General features: G+C 35.1%; 20 protein-coding genes and 3 pseudogenes. 6 read left to right on the forward strand and 17 right to left on the reverse strand.

Annotated features, from left to right (window positions below):
• Positions 1-164 precede the first annotated feature (164 nt).
• Positions 165-1,403, forward strand: a complete 1,239-nt coding sequence (locus LC087_RS09765; RefSeq protein WP_306019532.1) for an esterase/lipase family protein — start codon at positions 165-167, stop codon at positions 1,401-1,403.
• Positions 1,404-1,429: 26 nt separating this feature from the next.
• On the opposite strand, the gene LC087_RS09770 is transcribed toward LC087_RS09765, so the two are convergent.
• From LC087_RS09770 to LC087_RS09795, 6 genes and pseudogenes are all read right to left on the reverse strand, one after another.
• Positions 1,430-2,902, reverse strand: coding sequence for a sensor histidine kinase (locus LC087_RS09770; RefSeq protein ID WP_226540184.1), 1,473 nt, complete (start codon positions 2,900-2,902; stop codon positions 1,430-1,432).
• Entirely contained in the window at positions 2,889-3,572 is a 684-nt protein-coding gene (locus LC087_RS09775; protein ID WP_226540186.1) for a response regulator transcription factor, read from the reverse strand. Before LC087_RS09775 ends, LC087_RS09770 begins: the two co-directional genes overlap by 14 nt.
• A 77-nt stretch (positions 3,573-3,649) precedes the next feature.
• A pseudogene (gene galU, locus LC087_RS09780) lies at positions 3,650-4,535 on the reverse strand (UTP--glucose-1-phosphate uridylyltransferase GalU).
• A gap of 15 nt (positions 4,536-4,550) precedes the next feature.
• Complete coding sequence (locus tag LC087_RS09785; protein WP_226540190.1) at positions 4,551-4,967, reverse strand: GtrA family protein; 417 nt, start codon at positions 4,965-4,967, stop codon at positions 4,551-4,553.
• The gene (locus tag LC087_RS09790; protein WP_226540195.1) at positions 4,948-5,910 is read right to left on the reverse strand and encodes a glycosyltransferase family 2 protein; all 963 of its coding nucleotides are present in this window, start codon (positions 5,908-5,910) and stop codon (positions 4,948-4,950) included. Before LC087_RS09790 ends, LC087_RS09785 begins: the two co-directional genes overlap by 20 nt.
• A gap of 11 nt (positions 5,911-5,921) precedes the next feature.
• Positions 5,922-7,895, reverse strand: a complete 1,974-nt coding sequence (locus LC087_RS09795; RefSeq protein WP_226540197.1) for an ArnT family glycosyltransferase — start codon at positions 7,893-7,895, stop codon at positions 5,922-5,924.
• Positions 7,896-8,464: 569 nt separating this feature from the next.
• On the opposite strand from LC087_RS09795, the gene LC087_RS09800 reads away from it, so the two are divergent.
• On the forward strand, positions 8,465-9,277 hold the full coding sequence (locus tag LC087_RS09800) for a protein-glutamine gamma-glutamyltransferase (RefSeq protein WP_306019533.1): 813 nt from the start codon (positions 8,465-8,467) through the stop codon (positions 9,275-9,277).
• Here the strand turns inward: LC087_RS09800 and LC087_RS09805 are convergent.
• From LC087_RS09805 to LC087_RS09820, 4 genes and pseudogenes are all read right to left on the reverse strand, one after another.
• The gene (locus tag LC087_RS09805; RefSeq protein WP_306019534.1) at positions 9,239-10,930 is read right to left on the reverse strand and encodes a glycoside hydrolase family 13 protein; all 1,692 of its coding nucleotides are present in this window, start codon (positions 10,928-10,930) and stop codon (positions 9,239-9,241) included. The genes LC087_RS09800 and LC087_RS09805 overlap by 39 nt on opposite strands.
• 99 nt (positions 10,931-11,029) lie before the next feature.
• Positions 11,030-12,325 carry a hemolysin family protein gene (locus LC087_RS09810; RefSeq protein ID WP_226540200.1) on the reverse strand — a complete coding sequence of 432 codons (1,296 nt, stop codon included), beginning with the start codon at positions 12,323-12,325 and terminating at the stop codon, positions 11,030-11,032.
• Positions 12,326-12,430: 105 nt separating this feature from the next.
• Positions 12,431-13,114, reverse strand: a pseudogene (locus LC087_RS09815) (zinc metallopeptidase).
• Between the two features lie 78 nt (positions 13,115-13,192).
• Positions 13,193-13,417 carry a YuzI family membrane protein gene (locus tag LC087_RS09820; RefSeq protein ID WP_226540202.1) on the reverse strand — a complete coding sequence of 75 codons (225 nt, stop codon included), beginning with the start codon at positions 13,415-13,417 and terminating at the stop codon, positions 13,193-13,195.
• Between the two features lie 273 nt (positions 13,418-13,690).
• Here LC087_RS09820 and LC087_RS09825 point away from each other — a divergent pair, with 273 nt between their 5' ends.
• The gene (locus LC087_RS09825) at positions 13,691-14,686 is read left to right on the forward strand and encodes a potassium channel family protein (RefSeq protein ID WP_226540207.1); all 996 of its coding nucleotides are present in this window, start codon (positions 13,691-13,693) and stop codon (positions 14,684-14,686) included.
• On the opposite strand, the gene LC087_RS09830 is transcribed toward LC087_RS09825, so the two are convergent.
• From LC087_RS09830 to LC087_RS09840, 3 genes and pseudogenes are all read right to left on the reverse strand, one after another.
• Entirely contained in the window at positions 14,663-15,082 is a 420-nt protein-coding gene (locus LC087_RS09830) for a YugN-like family protein (RefSeq protein ID WP_226540216.1), read from the reverse strand. The genes LC087_RS09825 and LC087_RS09830 overlap by 24 nt on opposite strands.
• A gap of 66 nt (positions 15,083-15,148) precedes the next feature.
• Positions 15,149-16,502, reverse strand: a pseudogene (locus LC087_RS09835) (glucose-6-phosphate isomerase).
• A 183-nt stretch (positions 16,503-16,685) separates the two neighbouring features.
• The gene (locus LC087_RS09840) at positions 16,686-17,849 is read right to left on the reverse strand and encodes an iron-containing alcohol dehydrogenase (protein WP_226540220.1); all 1,164 of its coding nucleotides are present in this window, start codon (positions 17,847-17,849) and stop codon (positions 16,686-16,688) included.
• A 189-nt stretch (positions 17,850-18,038) separates the two neighbouring features.
• Between LC087_RS09840 and LC087_RS09845 the strand changes: the two genes are divergently transcribed.
• Entirely contained in the window at positions 18,039-18,269 is a 231-nt protein-coding gene (locus LC087_RS09845) for a DUF378 domain-containing protein (protein ID WP_226540222.1), read from the forward strand.
• A gap of 85 nt (positions 18,270-18,354) precedes the next feature.
• On the opposite strand, the gene yugI is transcribed toward LC087_RS09845, so the two are convergent.
• The gene (yugI, locus tag LC087_RS09850; RefSeq protein ID WP_226540224.1) at positions 18,355-18,729 is read right to left on the reverse strand and encodes a S1 domain-containing post-transcriptional regulator GSP13; all 375 of its coding nucleotides are present in this window, start codon (positions 18,727-18,729) and stop codon (positions 18,355-18,357) included.
• Positions 18,730-18,921: 192 nt separating this feature from the next.
• Between yugI and LC087_RS09855 the strand changes: the two genes are divergently transcribed.
• Positions 18,922-19,275, forward strand: coding sequence for a helix-turn-helix domain-containing protein (locus LC087_RS09855; RefSeq protein WP_226540225.1), 354 nt, complete (start codon positions 18,922-18,924; stop codon positions 19,273-19,275).
• 209 nt (positions 19,276-19,484) lie between these two features.
• Here LC087_RS09855 and LC087_RS09860 read toward each other — a convergent pair whose 3' ends face one another.
• Positions 19,485-20,648, reverse strand: coding sequence for an aminotransferase (locus LC087_RS09860; RefSeq protein WP_226540227.1), 1,164 nt, complete (start codon positions 20,646-20,648; stop codon positions 19,485-19,487).
• Positions 20,645-21,145: an Lrp/AsnC family transcriptional regulator gene (locus tag LC087_RS09865; protein ID WP_226540229.1), complete on the reverse strand. Its 501-nt coding sequence runs from the start codon at positions 21,143-21,145 to the stop codon at positions 20,645-20,647. Before LC087_RS09865 ends, LC087_RS09860 begins: the two co-directional genes overlap by 4 nt.
• Before the next feature lie 177 nt (positions 21,146-21,322).
• Here LC087_RS09865 and LC087_RS09870 point away from each other — a divergent pair, with 177 nt between their 5' ends.
• Positions 21,323-22,138, forward strand: coding sequence for an alpha/beta fold hydrolase (locus LC087_RS09870; RefSeq protein WP_226540231.1), 816 nt, complete (start codon positions 21,323-21,325; stop codon positions 22,136-22,138).
• Between the two features lie 23 nt (positions 22,139-22,161).
• Here the strand turns inward: LC087_RS09870 and LC087_RS09875 are convergent, their stop codons facing one another.
• Positions 22,162-22,404 carry a DUF1871 family protein gene (locus LC087_RS09875; RefSeq protein ID WP_226540232.1) on the reverse strand — a complete coding sequence of 81 codons (243 nt, stop codon included), beginning with the start codon at positions 22,402-22,404 and terminating at the stop codon, positions 22,162-22,164.
• Positions 22,405-22,491: the final 87 nt, after the last annotated feature.

Genomic DNA, 22,491 nt, shown 5'->3' on the forward strand with positions numbered 1-22,491 from the left:
TTAGAAATAAATATGGGTTTAGACATTTTAGTAAACTAAATATCTAAAATTTTTATATAATTATACATAAATTTTTATATAATATTTTTCGAATCTATTGACCTATTGGTCAATCAGCTTAAAACTCTTATGATTAGAGTAGACTAATAAAAAAGGAGGAAGTTATGAAACTTTTTATGAGCTTTATAATCGTAGTAGGTTTGGTTTTTATTCTTTTAACCCCTCAAATGAAAGCGGATTCATCAGGTAATGCGTATCCTATCGTTCTAGTACACGGACTTGGTGGTTGGGGTAGTGAGGAGATTAGTGGCTTTAATTATTGGGGTGGACTAAATAACATTCAATCCCATCTTAATAAAAAAGGGTTTGAAACACACGTTCCAGCCGTTGGGCCAGTATCAAGTAACTGGGATCGTGCAGCTGAACTATATGCTTACATTAAAGGTGGAACCGTTGATTATGGTGCAGAAGCTCATTCAAATCAACATGGTCATGATCGCTATGGAGATACATTCCCTGGTGTTATTAATGATTGGAATAGCACAAATAAAATTCATTTGTTAGGCCACAGCATGGGAGGACAATCATCAAGACAACTAGTAGAGTTCTTGAAATCAGGTAGCGAAGTAGAAAAAACATATCATGAAAACCATCCTGAAGAGGAGGCCATGTCATCATTGTTTGAGGGAGGAAAAGATTGGGTTCATAGTGTAACCACACTCGCTACCCCCCATAACGGTTCAGCTATATCAAACGAATCTGAAGATTTTCTTCCTCTAATTAAATCTTTAATATGGAAATATCTTTCTTTAATGGAAACACATACAGGAAACTCTTTTAACTACGATTTTGATTTAGATCACTGGGGGCTCAAACGTCAATCTGATGAATCACTTCATTCGTATATTGACCGACTCTTCAATAATGCTTTTTGGGAAACAAACGACACCTCTCAATTCGATCTTTCCCTAGAGGGAGCTAATGAGTTCAACAACCAAGTAAAAACATACGAAGACATATATTATTTTTCTTATACGGGGGATGCCACTTATAAGTCTGTTATAAATCAGTATCGTCTTCCTTTACTTTCAATGAATCCACTTTTTTACACGACTAGCTTTTATTTAGGCCGATACGATGACATTTTTTATGGAATAGACTCATCATGGTATCCAAATGACGGACTTGTTAGTGTTCCTTCCTCCCAGTACCCTATAGGTCATTCCGCTAAGGCAGTAACGAGTCAACAATTCGAAAAAGGGGTTTGGAACTATAACCCTACACAATACCGTTGGGATCACACAGACTTTATCGGAATAGATATTTCTGACACTCTTGGTTTTAGTGATATTAAAGGCTATTACAAGGACATTGCCGAAAACCTAGCTTCCTTACCTGAATAAAGAAATAAAGAGTAAAGGAGAAGGGATTAGACCCCTTCTCCTTCATTCTTTTTTACCCTTAATGTAAATGTTGTACCCTTAGTTGAACTTTCCGTTAACTGAAGGTCTCCGTTTTGCGCATGAGCAAGTAGGTGACTAAATGATAAACCTAGACCTAAACCTCTTACTTTATGCTTTTTATCTTCCCCTCGGTAAAACCGTTCGAAAATAAACGGTTGTTCTTCCTCAGGAATTCCTGGTCCATTATCTTTCACATCGATGGCGACATATTGCTGTTCTTCATAAACATGGATTTCTATGATCCCTTTCATATTCATAGCTTGGCTACTATTATTCAATAAATTGATTAATATTTGTTGGAAGCGATGAGGGTCTGCAACTGCAAAGGTATTTTTGGTATGACTTTTAATATCTATCTTTATTTTTTTCGACTCGTCGTGCACTACTTGCCATTGATACACAATTTCTTTGACAATTTCAACAACATCTACACTCAACAAATTAACCTTCAATGCTCCTGATGAAAAACTGTTAAAATCCAACAAATCTTCCACCATTGTCTCAAGACGCTTTGTCTCATTTAAGGAAATTGCTAAAAACTCTTTTGCTTCTTCTTGACTGACAATACCATCTTTTACGGCCTGAATTAAAGCACTGATAGAAGTGACAGGTGTTTTCAATTCATGTGTAACTCCAGCTAACAACTCCGTCCTTATTTGCTCTAATTCTTTTAGCCTTTTTGCCATTTCCTGAAACGAATTATTTAACTGATGCAACTCCAATTCTCTTACTTCTGATATTGGATCAATATGATAATCACCGTTTTTTATTTGGTTAGCTGCATCTGCTATCTCTTGAATTGGTTTTGCTAATTTTTTCAACATCAAGTAAATCGTTACCCATCCTAACATTCCGATGATAATACAAAATCCGATCAACAAACCAATCTGTTCTTTTGATAAAACGTTTTCCTTTGGCTGAAAAACAACTGCATTCCCAATAATTTCATCTTCTTCATTTGTTATAGGTGCAATAATTAAATACCCTTCACGATTATCAGGTAAGTTTATTGTCTCCACTTCTGTATCCTCAGAAACTTCAACATTTTTCACTTCTTCAAGAATAAACTGGGCAACCGGATCAATAATAGGAAGCTCATTTGATTGCTTCGCTTGTTTCTTAAAGGTACTAAACTGTACCTCATGATGTTGATCAATAATAAATAAGTGCTGTAATTGCTCAACTCTTTCCCCGTTTTGCATTAACCTCATCACAATTCTTTCAATTTCAGTGTTATCTTTCAATCGATCGTTAATTACTACATCTTCCGCTACATTTTGTATTCTTATTTTTATTATTTCTAGTCGATTGTTCATTTCTGTTTGTCTCATCCAAACTATTGCTATTAAAGCAAAAACAATCAAACCAATTAATAATGTAAGAAAATACCGCCTAGTCCAAATGTGTATGAGTGGTGATTTCTTTTTATTCACAAACACAGAACTGATACCCCGTTCCTCTCAATGTTTTTATTTCCCCTTCTTCCTTTGGCCAATTTCCTAATGACTTACGAAGACGCTTGATCGATAAATCAACCGCTCGGTCACTTCCTTCATAATCAATTCCCCATACATGTTCAATCAGTTGTTCCCTTGTAAACACTTGGTTTGGGTGTTCTAAGAAAAAAAGTAGCAGAGCTTTATCCTTGGGTGTGCACATCACTTCTACACCATTTAAGTAGACTTGATGACTAACCTTATCGAATCTTAATGAACCGTAATAACGTACATCTTCACGTTCTAGCACTTTCCCCGTTCTTCTTAACATTGCTTGAACACGAGCGACTACTTCCTCTCCAATGAATGGTTTTGTAATATAATCGTCTGCTCCTTCGTTAAACCCCTTCAGTTTTTTATCTGTATCTGATAACGCTGTGATCATAATGATAGGAATTGAATATTTTTCACGAACCTCATTTAATACCTCCCATCCATTTTTCTCCGGCATCATCACATCTAATAAAATTAAAGAAGGATGAAAAGATTCTAGGATTTCTAGTGCCTTGACACCGTCTTCAGCCAGTTTGACTTCATACTCTTCTTTTCGAAGATAAGCTGCTAGCACACGTGCGATCGATTGTTCATCTTCAACAATTAATATTTTTTCCATGTTATCTCCCTTGCAAAATTATCTTTATGTAAAATAGTGCTTTTAGTTTAACCTAAAAGCACTGATATTGATACAAGTTATATAATCTGTTTCATACCCTGGTTGACTGCGTTGTTCATATATTCCATCAGAGCTTGACGATACTCTGGGTATTCATTGAGAGCCATTTCAATGTTGGAAAGAATAAACCCTAGAGGTTCCCCTACATCATAGCGTTTTCCTTCAAATTCATAAGCATACACCTTTTGTTCAGTCATTAAGGAAACAATCGCATCCGTTAACTGAAATTCTCCACCGCTTCCTGTCCCTATTTTTTGAAGGTGCTTAAAGATTTCTGCTGTTAATACATAACGTCCCATGATTGCTAAAGGAGAAGGAGGGTTCTTTTTTAGGTTTTTCAACACATGTCTGTAGTTGATAAAGCTTTCCTTCTCTACTCACAGGATCAATGATCCCATACCTACTTGTTTCTTGTAACGGTACTCTTTTTATACCAATGACAGAAGAGCCTTTTTTCTCATGTTGTTCCATCAACTGCTTAATAGCTGGCTTTTTTCCTCTGACAATGTCGTCTCCCAATAAAACAGCAAAAGGCTCATCTCCAATAAAACTTTTTGCACAAAGAATAGCATCTCCTAATCCTTTCGGTTCTTTTTGTCTAACGTAATGAATGTTGGCTAATGTTGATATAGACTTCACTTCTTGTAACAAACGATCTTTCCCTCTATTACTTAATGTACGTTCTAATTCACCTGCTCGATCAAAATGATCTTCAATGGCTCGTTTATCTTTTCCCGTTACAATAATAATATCTTCTATTCCAGCTTGAGAAGCTTCTTCCACAATATATTGTATTGTGGGTTTATTAACAATTGGTAGCATTTCCTTTGGTGTTGCTTTTGTGGCTGGTAAGAATCGAGTTCCTAGTCCTGCTGCTGGTATAATCGCTTTTTTAATTTTCATGTCAATCCCTCCGTTTTAATTGGTAAATACCCATAGCTTACTTAAAAAAAAGTTAAGAACGACACCTAAGATGGTTGCTATTCCCTTACTTACAATAATTGAAAAGGTTGATAATGCGGTCATACACAACATGGTGAAAGCTAAAACAAGGATATTCACTGTGACAAACTTAAGAAAAGTAGCTTTTGATTTTGATGATGTTTGAAAGGTAACCCTTGAATTCCAAAAATAACTATTTGCAACTCCTGCCCCATAAGCAACCGGTTGAGAAATCAAGTAATGAAGATTTAATAGATCATACATCATCCAAAACGTGATAAAATCTACTATTGTATTAGATATACCTACGATAGAAAAAAGTAGAAACTGTTGATATCTTTCCAAATTAGCACTGATAAGGGCGAGGACTCGCTTACATAATAAGCGAATCACGTTTTATTTCCTTTCTTTTGTTTCGCTCACTTTCAATAATATACAAAGGGCGATCTCTAGCTTCGTCGTAAATTCTACCGATGTATTGTCCAATGATTCCTAAAATCATGAGAATGACCCCAAAGAAGAAAAGATTAATTGAAACAATCGATGCCCAGCCACTAATAGTCGAGTCAGTAAATAGTTTAATCATTAAAACATACACCAAGTAGATAAAACTAAAACCAGAAGTCATAAAACCTAAATAAATGGCAAGTTGTAATGGTTTATCCGAAAACGAAGTAATGGCATCTAAAGATAATTTCATCATCTTTTTAAGCGGGTATTTTGTTTCTCCTGCGAAACGTGGCTCACGTTCATATTCTAATGCACACTGTTTAAAGCCTACCCAGCTAACCAATCCTCTAACAAAGCGATTTTTTTCTTTGATAGAGGAAAGTGCGTTACACACTTTCCTATCAATTAACCGGAAATCTCCTGTGTCTAAAGGAATATCTACGCTTGTTAATGAGCGAAGTGTTCGATAAAATATTGAAGCTGTCGCTTTTTTGAAAAACGTTTCTCCTTTTCTTTCCTTTCTCTTTGCATATACGACTTCGTATCCTTCTTCCCATTTATCAATCATTTGTTTAATAATTTCAGGTGGATCTTGCAAGTCTGCATCAATCACCACAATTGCGTCTCCTTTGGCTGAATCCATACCAGCTGTAATGGCAATTTGGTGACCAAAATTCCTTGAAAAATTGAGTACCCTTACATGATCATCACGTCTGTATATAGCATCAAGCTTTTCTAACGTTTTATCTTTACTACCATCATTTACAAAGATTAATTCATATCTGTATCCAGATTGATTCATGACATTTTTCAATCTCATGTAACACTCTTCAATGACTTCTTCTTCGTTAAACATCGGTACAATGATAGAAACCATTTTTCTCATCATTTTCACTCCTAATTTAATTTATATAAATCGGAAGATCCACCCATTTTCCCAGGACCTTGTTGTCTACTTTTTTCCATTGATTGCGTATTTTCATCACTATATTCAGATTCCGGAACAAGCTCTCCATTTTCCCTTATCCAATCTTGAATGTCTTGAGAAAGACGATTACTTACCATGATATAAGTTGCCTTTCCTTCTTCAACTAACTCTTGAAGCATTTCAAGTGTGAGAATATTGTCTCCTCCGTTAAAACCTCCATAGGCTACAGCAGGTAATCCTGTTTCAATAATCATTGTTGAAACGTCATGTGAAGATTCCGCCATTACTAAATAGCTTTCTTCTTGATAGTTTTCAACGAGATAGTCTTGTAAAGCCGAACTTGAATCCCCACTTGGCCCACCCTTCTGGTCATTGTCTAAATCTGGACCTGCATATGGTAATGAACTTGATGCTCCATAGATGATCGGCGTTAACGCCCAGTAACCAGGTGCCACTAACAATGTAGAGATTCCTAAAATAGCTGCTATCTTTTTCATTTGAGGACTTGTGTTTAAAAATAAAACTACCAATCCTGCAACACCGATAATAGCTGTTAAAGGTATCATCCACGATCTGACGCTTTCATAAGACCACACAATGGACATTTCATATACTACCGTAGTGATCCAAGCTACAGGTAGTAACCATTTTCTCCAAGTCTCTCCTACTTTCCAATCTTTCCACATTTGCTCAAGCCCAATAGCCGCTAGAGCTGCTATCGCTGGAGCAAGCATCACTAGATAATATCTATGGAAAAATCCTGCAAAGCTAAAGAAAATCGCCATTGGTACAAACCAACTTAACCAAAAGAGTGTCATTTCTTGCTTTCTAGTTAAACGAAAGCTTTTCACTTTACTAAAGATGGCGATGCATGTAAACAAAATTAAAGGAATTAACCAGCTTATTTGACCAGATAACTGTTGGTTAAATAACCTTAAAATACTTTCCGATCCTGTTTCATTATCCATTCCACCGCCATTTCCATCAGCTTGACCTTGACCATCATTTGGACCATCCTGACCAAACCGACCTTGACCATCACTCGTTCCGCCTTGACCCGATGGACCTTGACCACCATTTGGACCACCTTGACCAGGCACCATCATTTGATTCCCTTGACCCCCTTGTTGTTGGCCACCTTGGCCTCCCCCGCCACCTCCAACTAGGCGGGATACACCATTATGACCAAATATTAATTCCATTACGGTATTATCTTCGGAGCTACCAATATAGGGACGATCCTCTGTTGATACAGAATCAACTGCAAATGCCCATGAAAAGGATACGCATCCTACAATCACTCCTGCGACTATAGTTGGAACAATCTTTCTTTTCCATGAAACCTTTGCACCAATCCAAAAGATAAGTAGAAACGCCGGGATCACCATATAGGCTTGAAGCATTTTAATATTGAATCCTAATCCCACAAGAAAAGCTGCAATAAATAACCATTTCCACTTTCTTTCGTCTATTGCCTTAAATAACAACCAAGTGGCAATTAATAAATCGAAAACTAATAAACTATCAATCGTGTTATTTCTTGCTACAGCAACTGCTATTGGCGTTAGTGTAAAAAACAAAGCTGCCATTAACCCTACTGCTTTACTAAAACGCTTCGTAAGAATGAGATAAATCATCCCTGCTGACAAGGCTCCTGCTAGTGCTTGAGGAAGAATTAATACCCAGCCTTTATACCCAAACACATTTGCAAACATTGTTTGGATCCAAAAACCAAAAGGTGGTTTATCAACTGTGACAAATCCTGCAGGGTCGAAAGATAAAAAGAAGAAATTATGCCAGCTTTGCATCATACTTTGAACAGCGGCTGCATAATATTCATTTCCCCATCCATCTTGAGCAATGTTATAAATATTTAAGAAAAATGCTAGTACCATAATTCCTAAAAGTGCGATTACATGTTTTTGTTTCAATTTATTTATCATCTTTACTTGCACTCCTTGTTTGTGATGTTAAATAAATCATAATCAGTGAATGTGTCAATAGAATGTCAATAAGAAAATAAAAGCGCAAGCGGCCGTTTAACGACGAAGGGGCTTGAGCACTTCGTATGAGATAAAGGAAACACGAAAAGCCCGAAAGCGGAGGATCTACTAAGTTCAGCCACGTCCTGTGGCAACGTAGATCCACCTCCCTCCTGGAGGCGTCTCCGTTGACTTATCATAGAGAAATGGAACATCATCTAAAGACGTCCACGTCCTGTGGACAACGATGATGCTAGCACTTCCTGTGCGTCGAAAAACTTACGAGTCGTTGGGCGCTGGAGCTAGACAAAAATAAAAGCACCATCCGAATAAGGACAGATTTTTATACTTTCTTACTCTGAAATAAAAGCGCATGCACCCGTCTAGCGACGCAAAGTAAAGGAACGTCAACTAAGTACAGTCACCTCGTTCTTCTCGGCCCTTTTCCCCCTACTTTTTTGAACACACAATTTAAAAATATAGTGTCCTTAAATTGATTGAATGAATAGGCTGAAGGAGGAGGGATAGCCATGATTCAAATTCAATATCAACCTATTTCTCAACAAGCGGTCAGTAGTTTGATGGGAAGCTATGGAGAAATTTTATCTAAAATGATTCAATATAAAGAAGTTTATCAGTACAACAATCTACAAGAGTTAGCATTTGAATTGTATTTTCGAAAACAAACGATGAAAGCAAGCGTAGATTTAAATAAGAGTGGGGTCACCTTCGCCGTTTTTAAGGAATCATTTTGCAACCCTAAGTATTGGAGGTTAACCAATCGAGGAGCCTTCGTTATTAAAAGTGGAATAAGACCTCGTGACGCAATTAGAGATATTTTTCTCAACGGAAAAAAGTATGCGTTTGAGTGCGCAACGGCTATCGTTATTATTTTTTATAAAGCGGCTTTACAATCCATCAAAGAAGAACAGTTTGATCAACTATTTAGTGGTTTAACACTTTACGATTGGCATTATGATGATGATCTTGGAGTCATTACAAAAGAGGGGAATGACTATTTGCAAGGTGATTGTGTTTATTTTAAAAACCCAGATGTTAACCCGTTAACTCCTGAATGGAGAGGTGAGAACTGTATTATTTTACAAAACGATTTGTATTTTGGACATGGGATTGGTATAAAAACGGGGAGAGAAATGATTGAAGAGATAAATCAATTTAGAATACCTGGAGCCACTCGTTCTGCCTACTTGCTCTCGCAAGTAACTAGACCTAACTATCAATACTTATCACAATTTAAAAAAACCCTATATTTTCTAATTTTCCGAGAATCGGGGCAGCCTCTTTCATTTGAGACGCCCTATTCCCTTCATTGTTTCATTTGATATAACTCTTGCCTCATAAGGATTCAAAGAAAAGCTCGTGATATTATAATGAGTGTCGCTCTGATAATTTGTCATGACTAAATAATCTGAACTCAATAAAATGTCTTCATTTTGATAATGTGCTTCATTATCACTTAAATTTACAATTACTACTGCTATTTCATTTTTAAATGAACGTTGATACGCAAATATTTGTGGATGATTTTCTAATATTAATTCATACTTTCCATAAATAAATAATTTATTATATTTGCGTAGTTGGATAAGTTTCTTATAAAAATTCAAAATAGAATCTTCTTCTTTTAGCTGTTGTTCAACATTAGTATCAATATAATTATTATTTTCTCCGAACCATGGCGTTGCTTTAGAGAATCCGCCATTCATAGTGTCGTTCCATTGCATAGGTGTTCGTGAATTATCTCTTCCTTTCTTCTGGATGATCTTCATGACTTCTTCATGGCTACGACCTTTCTCTGTTTCAATCTCATAAAACTTTTTCATCCCTACATCATTATATTGTTCAATTGTCGAAAAATGAACGTTCTTCATTCCGATTTCTTGACCTTGATAGATAAAAGGTGTTCCTTGCATAAGAAAATACATAACAGCTAGTGCTTTTGCACTCTCACTAAGGTACTGTTCATCGTTTCCCCAAACAGAAACTGCTCGCGGCTGATCATGATTCTCAATAAAAAGAGCATTCCAACCTTTAAGGTGAAGCCCCTCTTGCCACTTAGACAATGTCTTCTTTAATTCAACTACATCAACTGACCCTTCTAATTCTGTATCCCATAACCCTAAATGTTCAAATTGAAAGATCATATTAAAAATACCATTTTCTTCTCCTACCCATTGCTCAGCTTCTTCAATTTTCACACCATTTGCTTCGCCGACTGTCATTATGTCAAATTGTGCAATCGTTTGCTCTTTGAGCTCAAATAAAAAATCCATAATCCCTTTTACGTTCATATGATAATCAAAAGAAGGTACATACTCTAGTTGTTTAGGATTCGGCAAACTAGGTAAACCAGGTTGTTTTTTTATGTGTGAGATCGCATCGACTCTAAACCCGTCAATTCCTTTATTTAACCACCAATTCATCATTTCATATATGGCTTCTCTCATCAGCTTATTTTCCCAGTTCAAATCTGGCTGTTTCTTATCAAAAACATGTAAGTAATATTGACCTGTTTGCACATCGTATTCCCATGCAGAACCACCAAAAATACTCTCCCAGTTATTTGGCTCTTTCCCGTCTACCCCATCTTTCCATATGTACCAATCTCTTTTATTACTGCCTTTACTTTTCCTTGCCTCAAGAAACCATGGATGCTCATCACTTGTATGATTAATGACTAAATCTAAAATTAACTTCATCCCTCGATTATGAACTTCTTTTAATAAAAGGTCAAAGTCATTCATATCCCCGAACTCTTCCATGATGGCATAATAATCACTAATATCATAACCATTGTCCGCATTGGGGGATTTGTACATTGGACATATCCATATGATATCGATTCCAAGTTCCTTCAAATAATCCAGCTTTAACATGACTCCTTGCAAATCTCCTATTCCATCATTGTTCGCATCCATAAAGCTTCTTGGATAGATTTGATAAACAACTGCTTCTTTCCACCAAGTCTCAGTCATAACACCATTCACTCTCTTTACAATTTTTATATCCAGCTATTGCAAAAGTGAAAGGAGAGTTCCAAATAACTTTCCCTTTCACTCCGGATCTTTGTCATTTTATAATGTATTCTTTCTAACTTCCACCGTTTTTATATGATAATTTTCCTTTTCAATTACTTTGAAAGAAAAGGCGCCTTCTATTATTTCTTCTCCTTCCTCTATATTAAACTTTTTCTTTAAAAGCCAACCCCCTATTGTATCAACGTCTTCATCTTTTATTTGAACATTTAATATATCGCTTATTTCTTCGAGCAACAACTTTCCATCTACTATATAAAAATCCTCATCCTTTTTTTGAATGTCTGATATTTCATCTTCATCAAATTCATCTTTTATTTCTCCGACGATTTCCTCAAGAATATCCTCCACTGTTACTAAACCGGAAGTCCCTCCATATTCATCGACTAAAATCGCCATATGACTTTGTTCTGATTGCATCTTGAGAAGCAATTCATTAATGGATATCGTTTCAAGTACGGTGATAACAGGACGAGTAAATTGGGACAGTGATAGTTCATCTATATTTATTTTTTGTATACCATAAAATAAATCTTTTAAATGGACAACCCCAATAATATGATCTTTGTCCGCTTCTATAACAGGATAACGAGAGAATCGTTCCCTTTTCATATAGTTTAAGCATTCTGGAACTGTACTATTAGTTGTTAATGTTCTCATCTCTGTTCTTGGAACCATTATTTCATGAGCTACACGATTATCAAAATTGAAAATTCTTTCGACATATTGATACTCAGACTGATTTATTTCACCACTTTTATAGCTTTCAGACAAGATAATACGTAGTTCCTCTTCACTAAGAGCTGCCTCAGCCCCCTGCGTGTTTTTTACCCCTAGCATTCCGGAAACGATTCTAGCTGATTGATTTAAAATAACAATAAAAGGGTACATCACTTTTTTGAACATCAATAAAGGCTTTGCCAATCTCAATCCAATGACTTCTGCTTTCTGTATAGCAATTCTTTTAGGAGCCAATTCTCCAAATACAACGTTTAAAAAAGTGATAAAAGCAAAAGCAACACCTACAGATAAGATCGTCGTTATCGACTGATTTAATGGCAAAGCACCAACAAGTGGATCCAAGACTGCTTTAATAGTTGATTCCCCTAGCCACCCTAGTCCCAGCGCAGTAATCGTCACCCCTAACTGACAGGCGGATAAATACTCATCAAGATTGTCGATTATTTTTAAAAGTGCTCGAGCATTCGAGCTCCCTTCGTCAACTAATTGTTTTATCCTCGTACGTCTTACTTTAACGATGGCGTATTCGGTGGCAACAAAAAAACCTGTTAAAGAGATTAACAAAGCTACGGCTAAAAATTTTACTAATATCAATGTTATAGACTAATGAAGGCAAGAGAAGTATTTTAATTTTCATCATGGTTTCTATAGTACGAAATACTTTTCTTGAGTTAGTCTCTTTCACCTCCATAAAAAGAATCAATCCCGATTTCCTTGCATAAAAATCAACAAAAACTTGAAAAGCTGTAACAAAGATAATAGAGCGGCGCAACATAAGTTAATGCAGCTGCATTTAAAACTTTATTGACGCCCATTTCTTCATGATTGTTTATTATTCCTTCTTCTAATAAAATTCTTTTTGCTCGCGAGCCTAGCATTAAATTCAACAGGTAAGGTAACGAGTTGAAATAGAACAGCTACCGAAAAGAAAATAACCCCAAGACCAATCAAATCTAGACTCCCGAATAAAATACCTCCAATTAATAATAAAGGAGCGATGCTCGAACTAAAATTGACAGCAGGAAACAATTTATGTCGTAATACAAGCGCTCCATATGATTCTTTATGTTGAATAGCATGTCCAACTTCATGTGCAGCTACTGAAATGGAGGAGATAGAATGACCACGATAGACAGGGGTTGATAACCTAACCACTTTTTGTACAGGATCATAGTGATCTGTTAGACTCCCTTTCACATGTTGTACAAGTACATTTGTTAAATCATTTTTATTAAGTATTTGTCTTGCAACATCTGCTCCAGTGACACGTGAAGAAGCTGTAACTTTTTCATACTTTTGAAAATTTCCTTTCACCTTAAATTGTGCCCATATTGTAAGACCGAAAGCAAGTAATATCAGTATATCAATTGGAAAAAAGAACATGGTGAATTCACCTTTCTTTTGATTGATGTATTTTTCATTGCCTCATCTTATTGTTTCTTCATTACATAATTCATTATGCTACTTTTTTGTTTTTGGATAGTAAACGACCATAATGATTAAAATAAAACCAACCATAATTAAATAAAATGAAGTTTGACTCGTTACAATTTTCAAAAGCTCGACAAGCGAATAATCTTTTTGGTAATGGTTATATATATTTAGATCTAATATAAACATAATTGCGCCAACAATTGCAATTTGAATACCGATAAACAGTAGAAATATTCTTTTAGAGAAGGTCATACGTATCCCCTCTTATACTTATATTGTTACTTATATGTATGGGGACGAAATCAAAGTTATACATGCTTGTTTAAAGAAAAGCGGAAGCACACGTTTAGCGAACTATAAAACCAAATACAAGAAGAAGAGAACAATTTTTAGCTGAAACCTTCAACTAAAAAAGCAACCCAAGCAGTTGTTAATCGTTATGTAAAATTTTTTATACAAATTGGGTTAATACCATCTTAAAAGAAATCTTTACTTTTACTCTCGATAAGGAACAGGATGATTTTCGTGAAAACTAATAAAGTTTTTATTTTTTGGCTTAAATGGCCCATATACTTGAGAATAGCCTTTATCGTACTCATTATAGTAATTCTTTTTGGAGAATTTATTTCCTTATTGGAACCTCAAACCTTTGCGAGTCCTTTTGATGGTATTTGGTGGGCATTCATTACTATTTCTACCGTTGGTTACGGAGATTTCGTTCCTGAAACCCTAATAGGAAAAACGACCACTATTTTACTTATTCTTCTTGGTGCAAGCTTTATCACTTCTTTTTTCGCTCATTTATCAGCAGCAGCCATTTATAAGCAACGTTCTTATATAGAGGGAAGCGTTTCTTTTCAAGGGAACAAACATATTGTCATTATCGGTTGGAATGAAAAATCAAAAAACTTGCTAACCACTCTACAAAAAATAAAACCTGAATATTCAATTGTATTAATAGATGAAACGTTAGAAGAAACCCCTTTTTTAGATGAACATATTCATTTTGTGAAAGGGAGCCCTTCATGGGATTCAACTTTACATAAAGGGAATATAAAAGAAGCTGAGGCAATTTTCATTACTCCAGATCAACATAAAAGTGAGCTGGAAGCAGATATGCAATCGATCTTAACTCTTATTGCTGTTAAAGGGTTAAATCCTTCTATATATGCTGTATGCGAAATTTTAACAGAACCTCAAACGATGAATGCTTATCGCGCTGGAGCTGATGAATTAATCCGTTCTTTTGAATTAACGAGTCAAGTGATGGTGAACAGTTATGTATCAAAAGGAGGGCTTTCTGAAGTATTTTCAGAATTTAATCCTGCTAATGGTCATTTTTTCGCATTAAAAGAAGCCTCAGATGAATGCATTAATCAAAACTTTTATGATTTACACCAGAAATTATTAAAAGAAGGAATTTTATTATTGGGTATTAAAAGACAGGGGAAGACATATATCCATCCTCCCCTTACTTTTATATTTTCAAAAGGTGATTTATTGCTTGTTTTGACTAGTTAACAGAAGTTTCTCAACCTTTTTAACAATTTGTTTACCCACCGGGATAATTTCACTCGGAACAGTAGCATCTGGGTCTTGTGGTTCTTGAAATTGGTCAAAAGAGGCTGATAGATTTCCTATATGGACATGATCATCTAACCCAATTTGATATTTATGGGAAAGAATATACGGCCTCATCAGCTCGACCTGCACACCCTTAGTATCTAACTGTCCATCTACTACTTTAAAAGGGATTCGAACAAATTGATAGCCAACATGGTCATCCATTTTGTAATCAAATGACCCATGGTCATAGTCCCAATTACCTCCAATTGAAAATCCTAAAGGTTTAAGAGCTTCCTCTAAAAAATCTAACTTATACTGACGTTTTTCAAGTTTTGATGGTAGTTCAATCAATTAAAAAACCCTCCTCGCATTTGTTAGCTTTCCCAAAAAGAAAGAGAATACGAGGAGGGAGTGAAATTATTTATTTAAGCGTTTTTCAAGTTCCGCTTTCTTTTCTTCAAAACCTGGCTTACCTAATAAAGCAAACATATTGACTTTATATGCTTCAACCCCAGGCTGATCAAAAGGATTAACCGCCATTAAATAGCAACTCATCGCACAAGCAAGCTCAAAGAAATACACTAAATAACCAAAACTATATTCATCCAATTTTGGAACATTAACCACTAAGTTAGGAACTCCCCCATCTTCATGAGCAAGCATTGTTCCTTGAAACGCTTTTTTGTTAACAAAATCAATGGATTTTCCAGCTAAATAGTTCAATCCATCTAAATTTGATTCATCTTCCTCAATCGTTAATTGATGACGCGGTGTCTCAACATTAATGACCGTTTCAAATAATTCTCGTCGACCTTCTTGTACATATTGACCTAATGAGTGTAGGTCAGTTGAAAAGTTAGCTGAAGAAGGGAAAATTCCTTTTTGATCTTTTCCTTCACTCTCACCAAAAAGCTGTTTCCACCATTCAGAGAAATACTGAAGGGATGGCTCATAATTGATTAACATCTCAATTGTATACCCTTTTCTATAAAGGACATTACGGACAGCTGCGTATTGATAAGCAATATTCTCCTCTAATTCGGAGCTACTTAATTGTCCCTTAGCATCTTGAGCACCTTTCATCATCGCTTCAATGTTTGCTCCTGATACGGCAATTGGTAATAATCCAACAGCTGTTAAGACTGAATATCTTCCACCTACATCATCTGGAATGATGAATGATTCATACCCTTCTTCTTCAGCAAGTGTTTTTAATGCTCCTTTTTCTTTATCTGTCGTTGCATAAATTCTTTTTCTAGCTACTTCTTTCCCGTATTTTTCCTCTAGAATCTTACGGAAGAAACGAAAAGCAATTGCTGGTTCTGTTGTTGTACCTGATTTTGAAATGACATTGATAGAAAAATCTTTGTCATTTAGCAAGTCTACTACATCTTTCATGTATGTGGAGCTAATGTTGTTACCTACAAAAATAACTTGAGGTGTATTTCTTTGCTCTTTAGTTAACGAGTTGTAGAATGAATGATTTAACATTTCAATTGCGAGCTCGAGCACCCAAATAAGAACCACCAATACCAACAACTAATAAAACATCTGAGTCTGTCTTTATTTTTTCCGATGCCTTTTGGATACGAGAGAATTCTTCTTTGTCATAGGCCTCAGGTAGTTCAACCCAACCTAAGAAATCGTTCCCAGCACCCGTTTTTTCATGAATTGAATGATGTGAAAGTTTTACAAAATCTCTTAAGTATGTAAGTTCATGCTCCTGAAAAAAAGATAAAGCATTGGAATAATCAAATTGAACATGCGTCATGTGATTTTCCTCCATAATCATAGTGAATTTTTTCATTTTCTATCTCACTTTATCGAATATAAAAAAGTAAATCAAGATAACATGTCACATGAAAGCGCAACCATATAAAAATTTTGTTTATATGTAGTAAAAACAAAACAAAACTGTCACGATAGCTTTGTGACAGTTTTGTTATATAATCTCTTAAAGTGAGGCGCGTAAAATTGCAAGAGTACCTTCTCGATCCAACTTGTTAAAGTTTCCATATTCTCCATTCACAATTGCTTTGTCAGCGATTACATCAAGTGTCTCTTCATTAATTTGATAATCTAAAAGCTTCGATGGAGCACCTATTGATGTCCAAAAACGGGTTAACTTTTCAATTCCTTCAATGGCAACATCCCGATCCGTTTTATTCGTTGAATCTACATGAAACACTCGTTCAGCTAACTGCTTAAAACGGTCCACATTTATATCAACATTGTGCTTCATCCAATTTGGAAATAGAATAGCAAGACCACCTGCATGAGGAATATCATGTACAGCAGAAACAGCGTGCTCTAAATTGTGAGTGGCCCAATCTCCTCTATATCCCATTTGAAGAGATCCATTTAAGGCGATTGTTCCACAATATAAGATTGTTTCACGATGTTCATAGCTATTGAGATCTTCTAATAACTTTGGTGCTGCCTCCATCACTGTTTGCAACACAGATTCACAAAGTCGATCTTGTAGTGGGGTATTGGTTGTATTGTGAAAATATTGTTCTAAAACGTGAGACATCATATCAACAATTCCATAAATAGTTTGATCTTTTGGAACTGTATATGTATTTTCAGGATCTAAAATTGAAAATTGAGGGAAAACAACTGGTGCTCCCCAACCATATTTCTCTTTCGTTTTCCAATTCGTAATAACTGAACCTGCGTTCATTTCAGAACCAGTAGCTGCCAACGTTAAAACTGTACCAATAGGGAGAGCTTCAGTTGGGAAATGCTTTCTAGTGACGATATCCCATGCGTCCCCTTCGTATTTAGATCCAGCAGCAATCGCTTTCGAACAATCAATTACACTCCCACCACCTACTGCTAAAATAAATTCAACGTTGTTATTTTTAGCGATTTCAACTCCCTTTCGCACTGTTGAAATTCTAGGATTAGGTTCTACTCCAGAAAGTTCAAAAATTTCTTTATCCGTACTCTTTAATTCATTTACTACTTGATCATAGATTCCATTTCTTTTTATACTTCCTCCACCATATACTAACAGTACATTTTTAGTACTACTAGGAATTTCCTCTTTTAGTTTTGACATTTGACCTTTTCCAAATATCAATTTTGTCGGATTCCAATAAGTAAAGTTATCCATATCCAAAACACCTCCACCTCATATTATGGACAATCGTTCTTTTTAAAGTAAAGTAATCTGCTTTCTTACTCTGTTATAAAATTGTGAGGTATATTTTTTAATTTTTTTCACAGTCTATTGATAAGTGTTCAAAAAGAAAGTAGCTTTCTATTTTGGACAACTTTTCTTATATTTAAAGGAGGCATTTGGATGAGTGGAATACAGAGATCAGCTCTTGTCCTTACGATAATTGGCGCAGTGAATTGGGGATTAATTGGTTTTTTTCAGTTTGATTTAGTAGCGGCTATATTTGGTGGGCAAAGTTCAGCATTATCCCGTATTATTTACGGTCTTGTAGGAATTGCAGGATTAACAAATTTAGGACTTCTATTTAAGCCTACAGAAGAAATGGCAAATGAACCGAACCATGAAACACATTGAAAAAGGAACCAAAACAACTATCTACTTATAAATAGAAAAGGAAGCCAAAAGGATTTTTTCCAGATGACTTCCTCTTTCTTATGTCTTACTTTTTCAATAGATCTTCTCTTGAGGACTGCTCAATCCACTCTTCTAGTTTATCTTTCAAAGTATTAAAACCTTGTGAAGAATTTTCTACTTCAATAGACTTTTTAGGTGCTTTCTTTTTAGGTGCTTTTTCCTCCGTTTGTCTAATCGATAAACTAATTTTCTTTTTGTTTTCTTCAACTGATAAAATTTTCACTTTTACCTCTTGACCTAATTTTAAATGGTCATTTATATCTTTTACAAAACCATTTGTCACTTCTGAAATATGAACGAGACCTTGGGTTTGATCATCTAATTCTATGAACGCACCATATGATTGAATCCCAGCAACTTTTCCAGTTAATACATTTCCCACTTCTATATTAGTTTCCATAATGACACTCCTACCTAAATATATACATTTTATTTCGTTCTGATTACGCAATAAAAAATTATATCATAGTTATTCATGATTTTAAAGTGAATATTAATTACACTGAATATCTTATCAGTTCAAAAATATGGTATTATGTTATAGAACATATACAATGTTGTTGGAATTTATTCAAAGGAGGAGGTAGGTTCATTGAGTACAGTGGGAAATAATATTAAGTTCTTTCGAAAACAAAAAGGGATGAGTATTCGAGAACTAGCCATAAAGGCACGTATAGGTACCCAAACAGTAACAAAATATGAAACCGGCGAGCAAATTCCTGACACTTCAACAATCATGAAAATCTCAACTGTTTTGGATATCCCTGCATCCGAACTATTAGAACATGTAGAACCAAACATGAGCGGCATAGATCAAGAACTAGAAAGTTTAATTAATGAACTCGGTATTAAAAAGACAAAATTAATATTAAGAAGGGCAAAAGAGTTTACAGAAGAAGATTTTCTCCATGTTATGCATATGTTAGAGAAAATAAAAAAGACTTAAAGTGCGTGTTTAAAAAGTAGGGAAAAAAGGACGCTGAAGAACGAGGCGGTGTAGCTTTGAGCACTCACAGTGTACGTTCTTGGTACATGAGGAGCGGAAAAGCAAACCAACAAAGTTATTCAACCGACATTTTTTTTAGGACTTTTTAAACAACCTCTTAAAGAAATGAATGAACGAAGGTTACTCCATGACCTTCGTTCAGTTCAATATCAACTATTTAAAAATCTTTCTATTCGTTTAATTGCTTCCAGTAGTTCATCTAAAGAGCATGCATAAGAACAACGTACATACCCTTCTCCACCTTCTCCAAAAACATTTCCAGGTACAACAGCTACTTTTTCCTCAATTAAAAGCTTTTCTGCAAATTCTTCAGAGCTATACCCTGTTTTAGTTATGCTAGGAAAGGCATAAAAGGCTCCTCCTGGAAGATGACAATCTAATCCTATTTCATTTAGCCGTTTAACAAAAACATTTCTTCTTCGCTTATAGTTTTTCTTCATATACATAACGTCTTCTTCTCCGTTTTTAATGGCTTCTATCGCACCGAATTGTGCCATCGTCGGGGCACACATCATGGAATATTGATGAATTTTAAGGATAGCTTCAGATATGAAATCTGGAGCTGCTACATACCCTAGTCTCCATCCTGTCATAGCATACCCTTTTGATAATCCAGAAACCAAAATGGTTCTTTCTTTCATTTTAGGTAGAGATGAAAAGCTAGTATACTGATCATCATAGGAAAGCTCAGCATAAATCTCATCAGAAATAACGATTAAATCCTCTTCTTCTGCTAAGCAAGCTAAACTATTTAATTGATATGTAGATAACGTAGTACCTGTTGGATTGTTAGGGGAACAAATTAAAATCGCTTTTGTTCGTGAAGTTATGTATGGCCTAATTTCCTCGGCATGAATGCCAAATCCATTCTTTTTTTTAGCGGTAACAAAGATTGGTGTTCCCCCAGCTAAAGAAACGAGCGGACCATAGGAAACAAAACAAGGAACAATAACAATCACTTCATCTCCTGAATTTATAATGGCTCTTAACGCTAAATCAATCGCTTGACTGGCTCCAACTGTCACGAGTATTTCTGAATCGGGACGATAACTAGCATTGAATCTTCGTTCTAAATATAGAGAAATTTGTTCTCTTAACTCAAAGAGACCAGCATTAGCTGTATAGGAAGTAAATCCTTGTTCTAGTGAATTAATACAAGCTTCCCTTACGCTCCATGAAGTAATAAAATCAGGTTCGCCCACCCCTAAAGATATGACTCCTTCCATATTAGCAGCTAAATCAAAAAATTTTCTAATCCCAGATGGCTTTATCTCTTTAGCTCTATGGGATAAATAATCAAGCTTTGTTTTCATGGAGACACCACAATTCTTCTATCAGGGTTTTTTTCATCGAAAATTTTCCCATCATGTTTGTATTTCTTCAATATAAAATGGGTGGTTGTCGAAAGGACAGACTCAAGAGTGGATAATTTTTCAGAAACAAAGTTTGCAATAGCAGACATGCTTTTGCCTTCAATAATGACAGATAAATCATAAGTCCCTGACATTAAATACACGGATTTAACTTCATCAAATCGATATATTCTTTCGGCAATTTCGTCAAATCCAACCCCTCTCTTTGGTTGAACTTTCACATCAATCATAGCGGTTACACCTTCTTGACCATCAACTTTTTTCCAATTGATGGTTGTTGAATAATCTACGATGACATTCTTTTTTTCAAGTTCTTTAATGATTTTCTCAACTTCTTTTTCAGAAAGATCAACCATATCAGCAATTATTTCATTTGAAACACGACTATCCTTCTCTAAAACCTCAAGTATTTCAATTTCCTGTTTTGTTAGTTTCACCCAAATCCATCTCCAAACAAATGATTTTTTGAATAGTATATCACGATTTATTAAACAATCCTCTCCATATAAAAACATTTTTCTATGTGCTGTAACTTAAAAAATTACCATGAAACTCGGCTTTTAAATGGGGACAAACTAATCGAAAGAATTTCAATGTAAATGGAGAGAAGCACCATGATTGAACAAACAAAAAAAATTTTAGGAATAAACATTCATTACCAATATTATTTCGAGCATTCAAGTAAACCATCCGTTATATTAATCCATGGTTTTTTATCTTCATCCTTTAGTTTCCGTAAATTAATCCCTTTACTCATGAATCATTTTAATATTATTAGTATTGACTTACCTCCATTTGGCCTTACCGAAAAATCTCCATCCTTTGTTCATTCATATAGAAATATGTCAAATGTAGTGATTCAACTTTTAGAAAAATTAAATATTAGACGAGCCATTTTTATTGGTCATTCTATGGGGGGACAGATTGCTCTTTATACCGCTAAGTACCGTCCTCAGTTAGTGGATCGCTTAGTGTTATTGTGCAGTTCTAGTTATATGAAACGAGCACGTTCATCATTAACGATAGGCTCAAGAATTCCTTATTTTCATATAATCATTAAACGAGTTTTAGCTAAACAGGGAGTATTAAACAATTTACGTAATGTTATTTATGATCATTCGTTAATTGATGATGAAATGATTAACGGTTATTTACAGCCATTTTATGATCATAATATCTTTATTGCTCTCCAAAGAATGATTCGTGACAGGGAGGGTGATTTACAAGAGGAAGAATTAAAAAAAATTACCATTCCCAGTTTATTGATTTGGGGAGAAAATGATAAAGTCGTTCCAGTTGATGTAGGAAAAAGACTTCAAAAAGATTTGCCTTGCTCTAAATTAATTACTGTGAAAAGAACAGGTCATTTACTTCCTGAAGAGAAGCCAGACCTTGTTTACACAAAGATAATGGATTTTGTTGTAAAATAGACCAACGAGCTAAAGTTGGTCTATTATCGTTCACAAGATTGTTCATTAACCTTCTCTTGCAATAACCCAGCCATATTTATACATTCTTGAATAGGAATCATTTGTTCAAATGATTGAAAATAGATTTCTTGAATACGTGAAGCTAGCTCTTTTAGATCATTCATTGAATAAAGATAACTAATTACCTCCATAACTTCAGTTTCATACGCTGCCTCACCATATCCAAGAGGGTCCCAACTTTTTAATAACCCGATAATTTTATCCACGATCAGTTTTAACACCTCAAAATTTGATAATTTACACTATCTTATCATAGATTTAAGATCAATTACTTAGAACAACTTAGAAAACTT

The organism is Bacillus carboniphilus (genome assembly GCF_020524035.2).
Classification (GTDB): Bacteria; Bacillota; Bacilli; order Bacillales; family JAIVKR01; genus Bacillus_CC.

Coding starts and splice junctions, on each gene's coding strand:
- LC087_RS09765 (WP_306019532.1), top strand. CDS start 165: ATGAAACTTTTTATGAGCTTTATAATCGTAGTAGGTTTGGTTTTTATT.
- LC087_RS09775 (WP_226540186.1), bottom strand. CDS start 3,572: ATGGAAAAAATATTAATTGTTGAAGATGAACAATCGATCGCACGTGTG.
- LC087_RS09790 (WP_226540195.1), bottom strand. CDS start 5,910: ATGAGAAAAATGGTTTCTATCATTGTACCGATGTTTAACGAAGAAGAA.
- LC087_RS09795 (WP_226540197.1), bottom strand. CDS start 7,895: ATGATAAATAAATTGAAACAAAAACATGTAATCGCACTTTTAGGAATT.
- LC087_RS09800 (WP_306019533.1), top strand. CDS start 8,465: ATGATTCAAATTCAATATCAACCTATTTCTCAACAAGCGGTCAGTAGT.
- LC087_RS09805 (WP_306019534.1), bottom strand. CDS start 10,930: ATGACTGAGACTTGGTGGAAAGAAGCAGTTGTTTATCAAATCTATCCA.
- LC087_RS09820 (WP_226540202.1), bottom strand. CDS start 13,417: ATGACCTTCTCTAAAAGAATATTTCTACTGTTTATCGGTATTCAAATT.
- LC087_RS09840 (WP_226540220.1), bottom strand. CDS start 17,849: ATGGATAACTTTACTTATTGGAATCCGACAAAATTGATATTTGGAAAA.
- LC087_RS09845 (WP_226540222.1), top strand. CDS start 18,039: ATGAGTGGAATACAGAGATCAGCTCTTGTCCTTACGATAATTGGCGCA.
- yugI (WP_226540224.1), bottom strand. CDS start 18,729: ATGGAAACTAATATAGAAGTGGGAAATGTATTAACTGGAAAAGTTGCT.
- LC087_RS09860 (WP_226540227.1), bottom strand. CDS start 20,648: ATGAAAACAAAGCTTGATTATTTATCCCATAGAGCTAAAGAGATAAAG.
- LC087_RS09870 (WP_226540231.1), top strand. CDS start 21,323: ATGATTGAACAAACAAAAAAAATTTTAGGAATAAACATTCATTACCAA.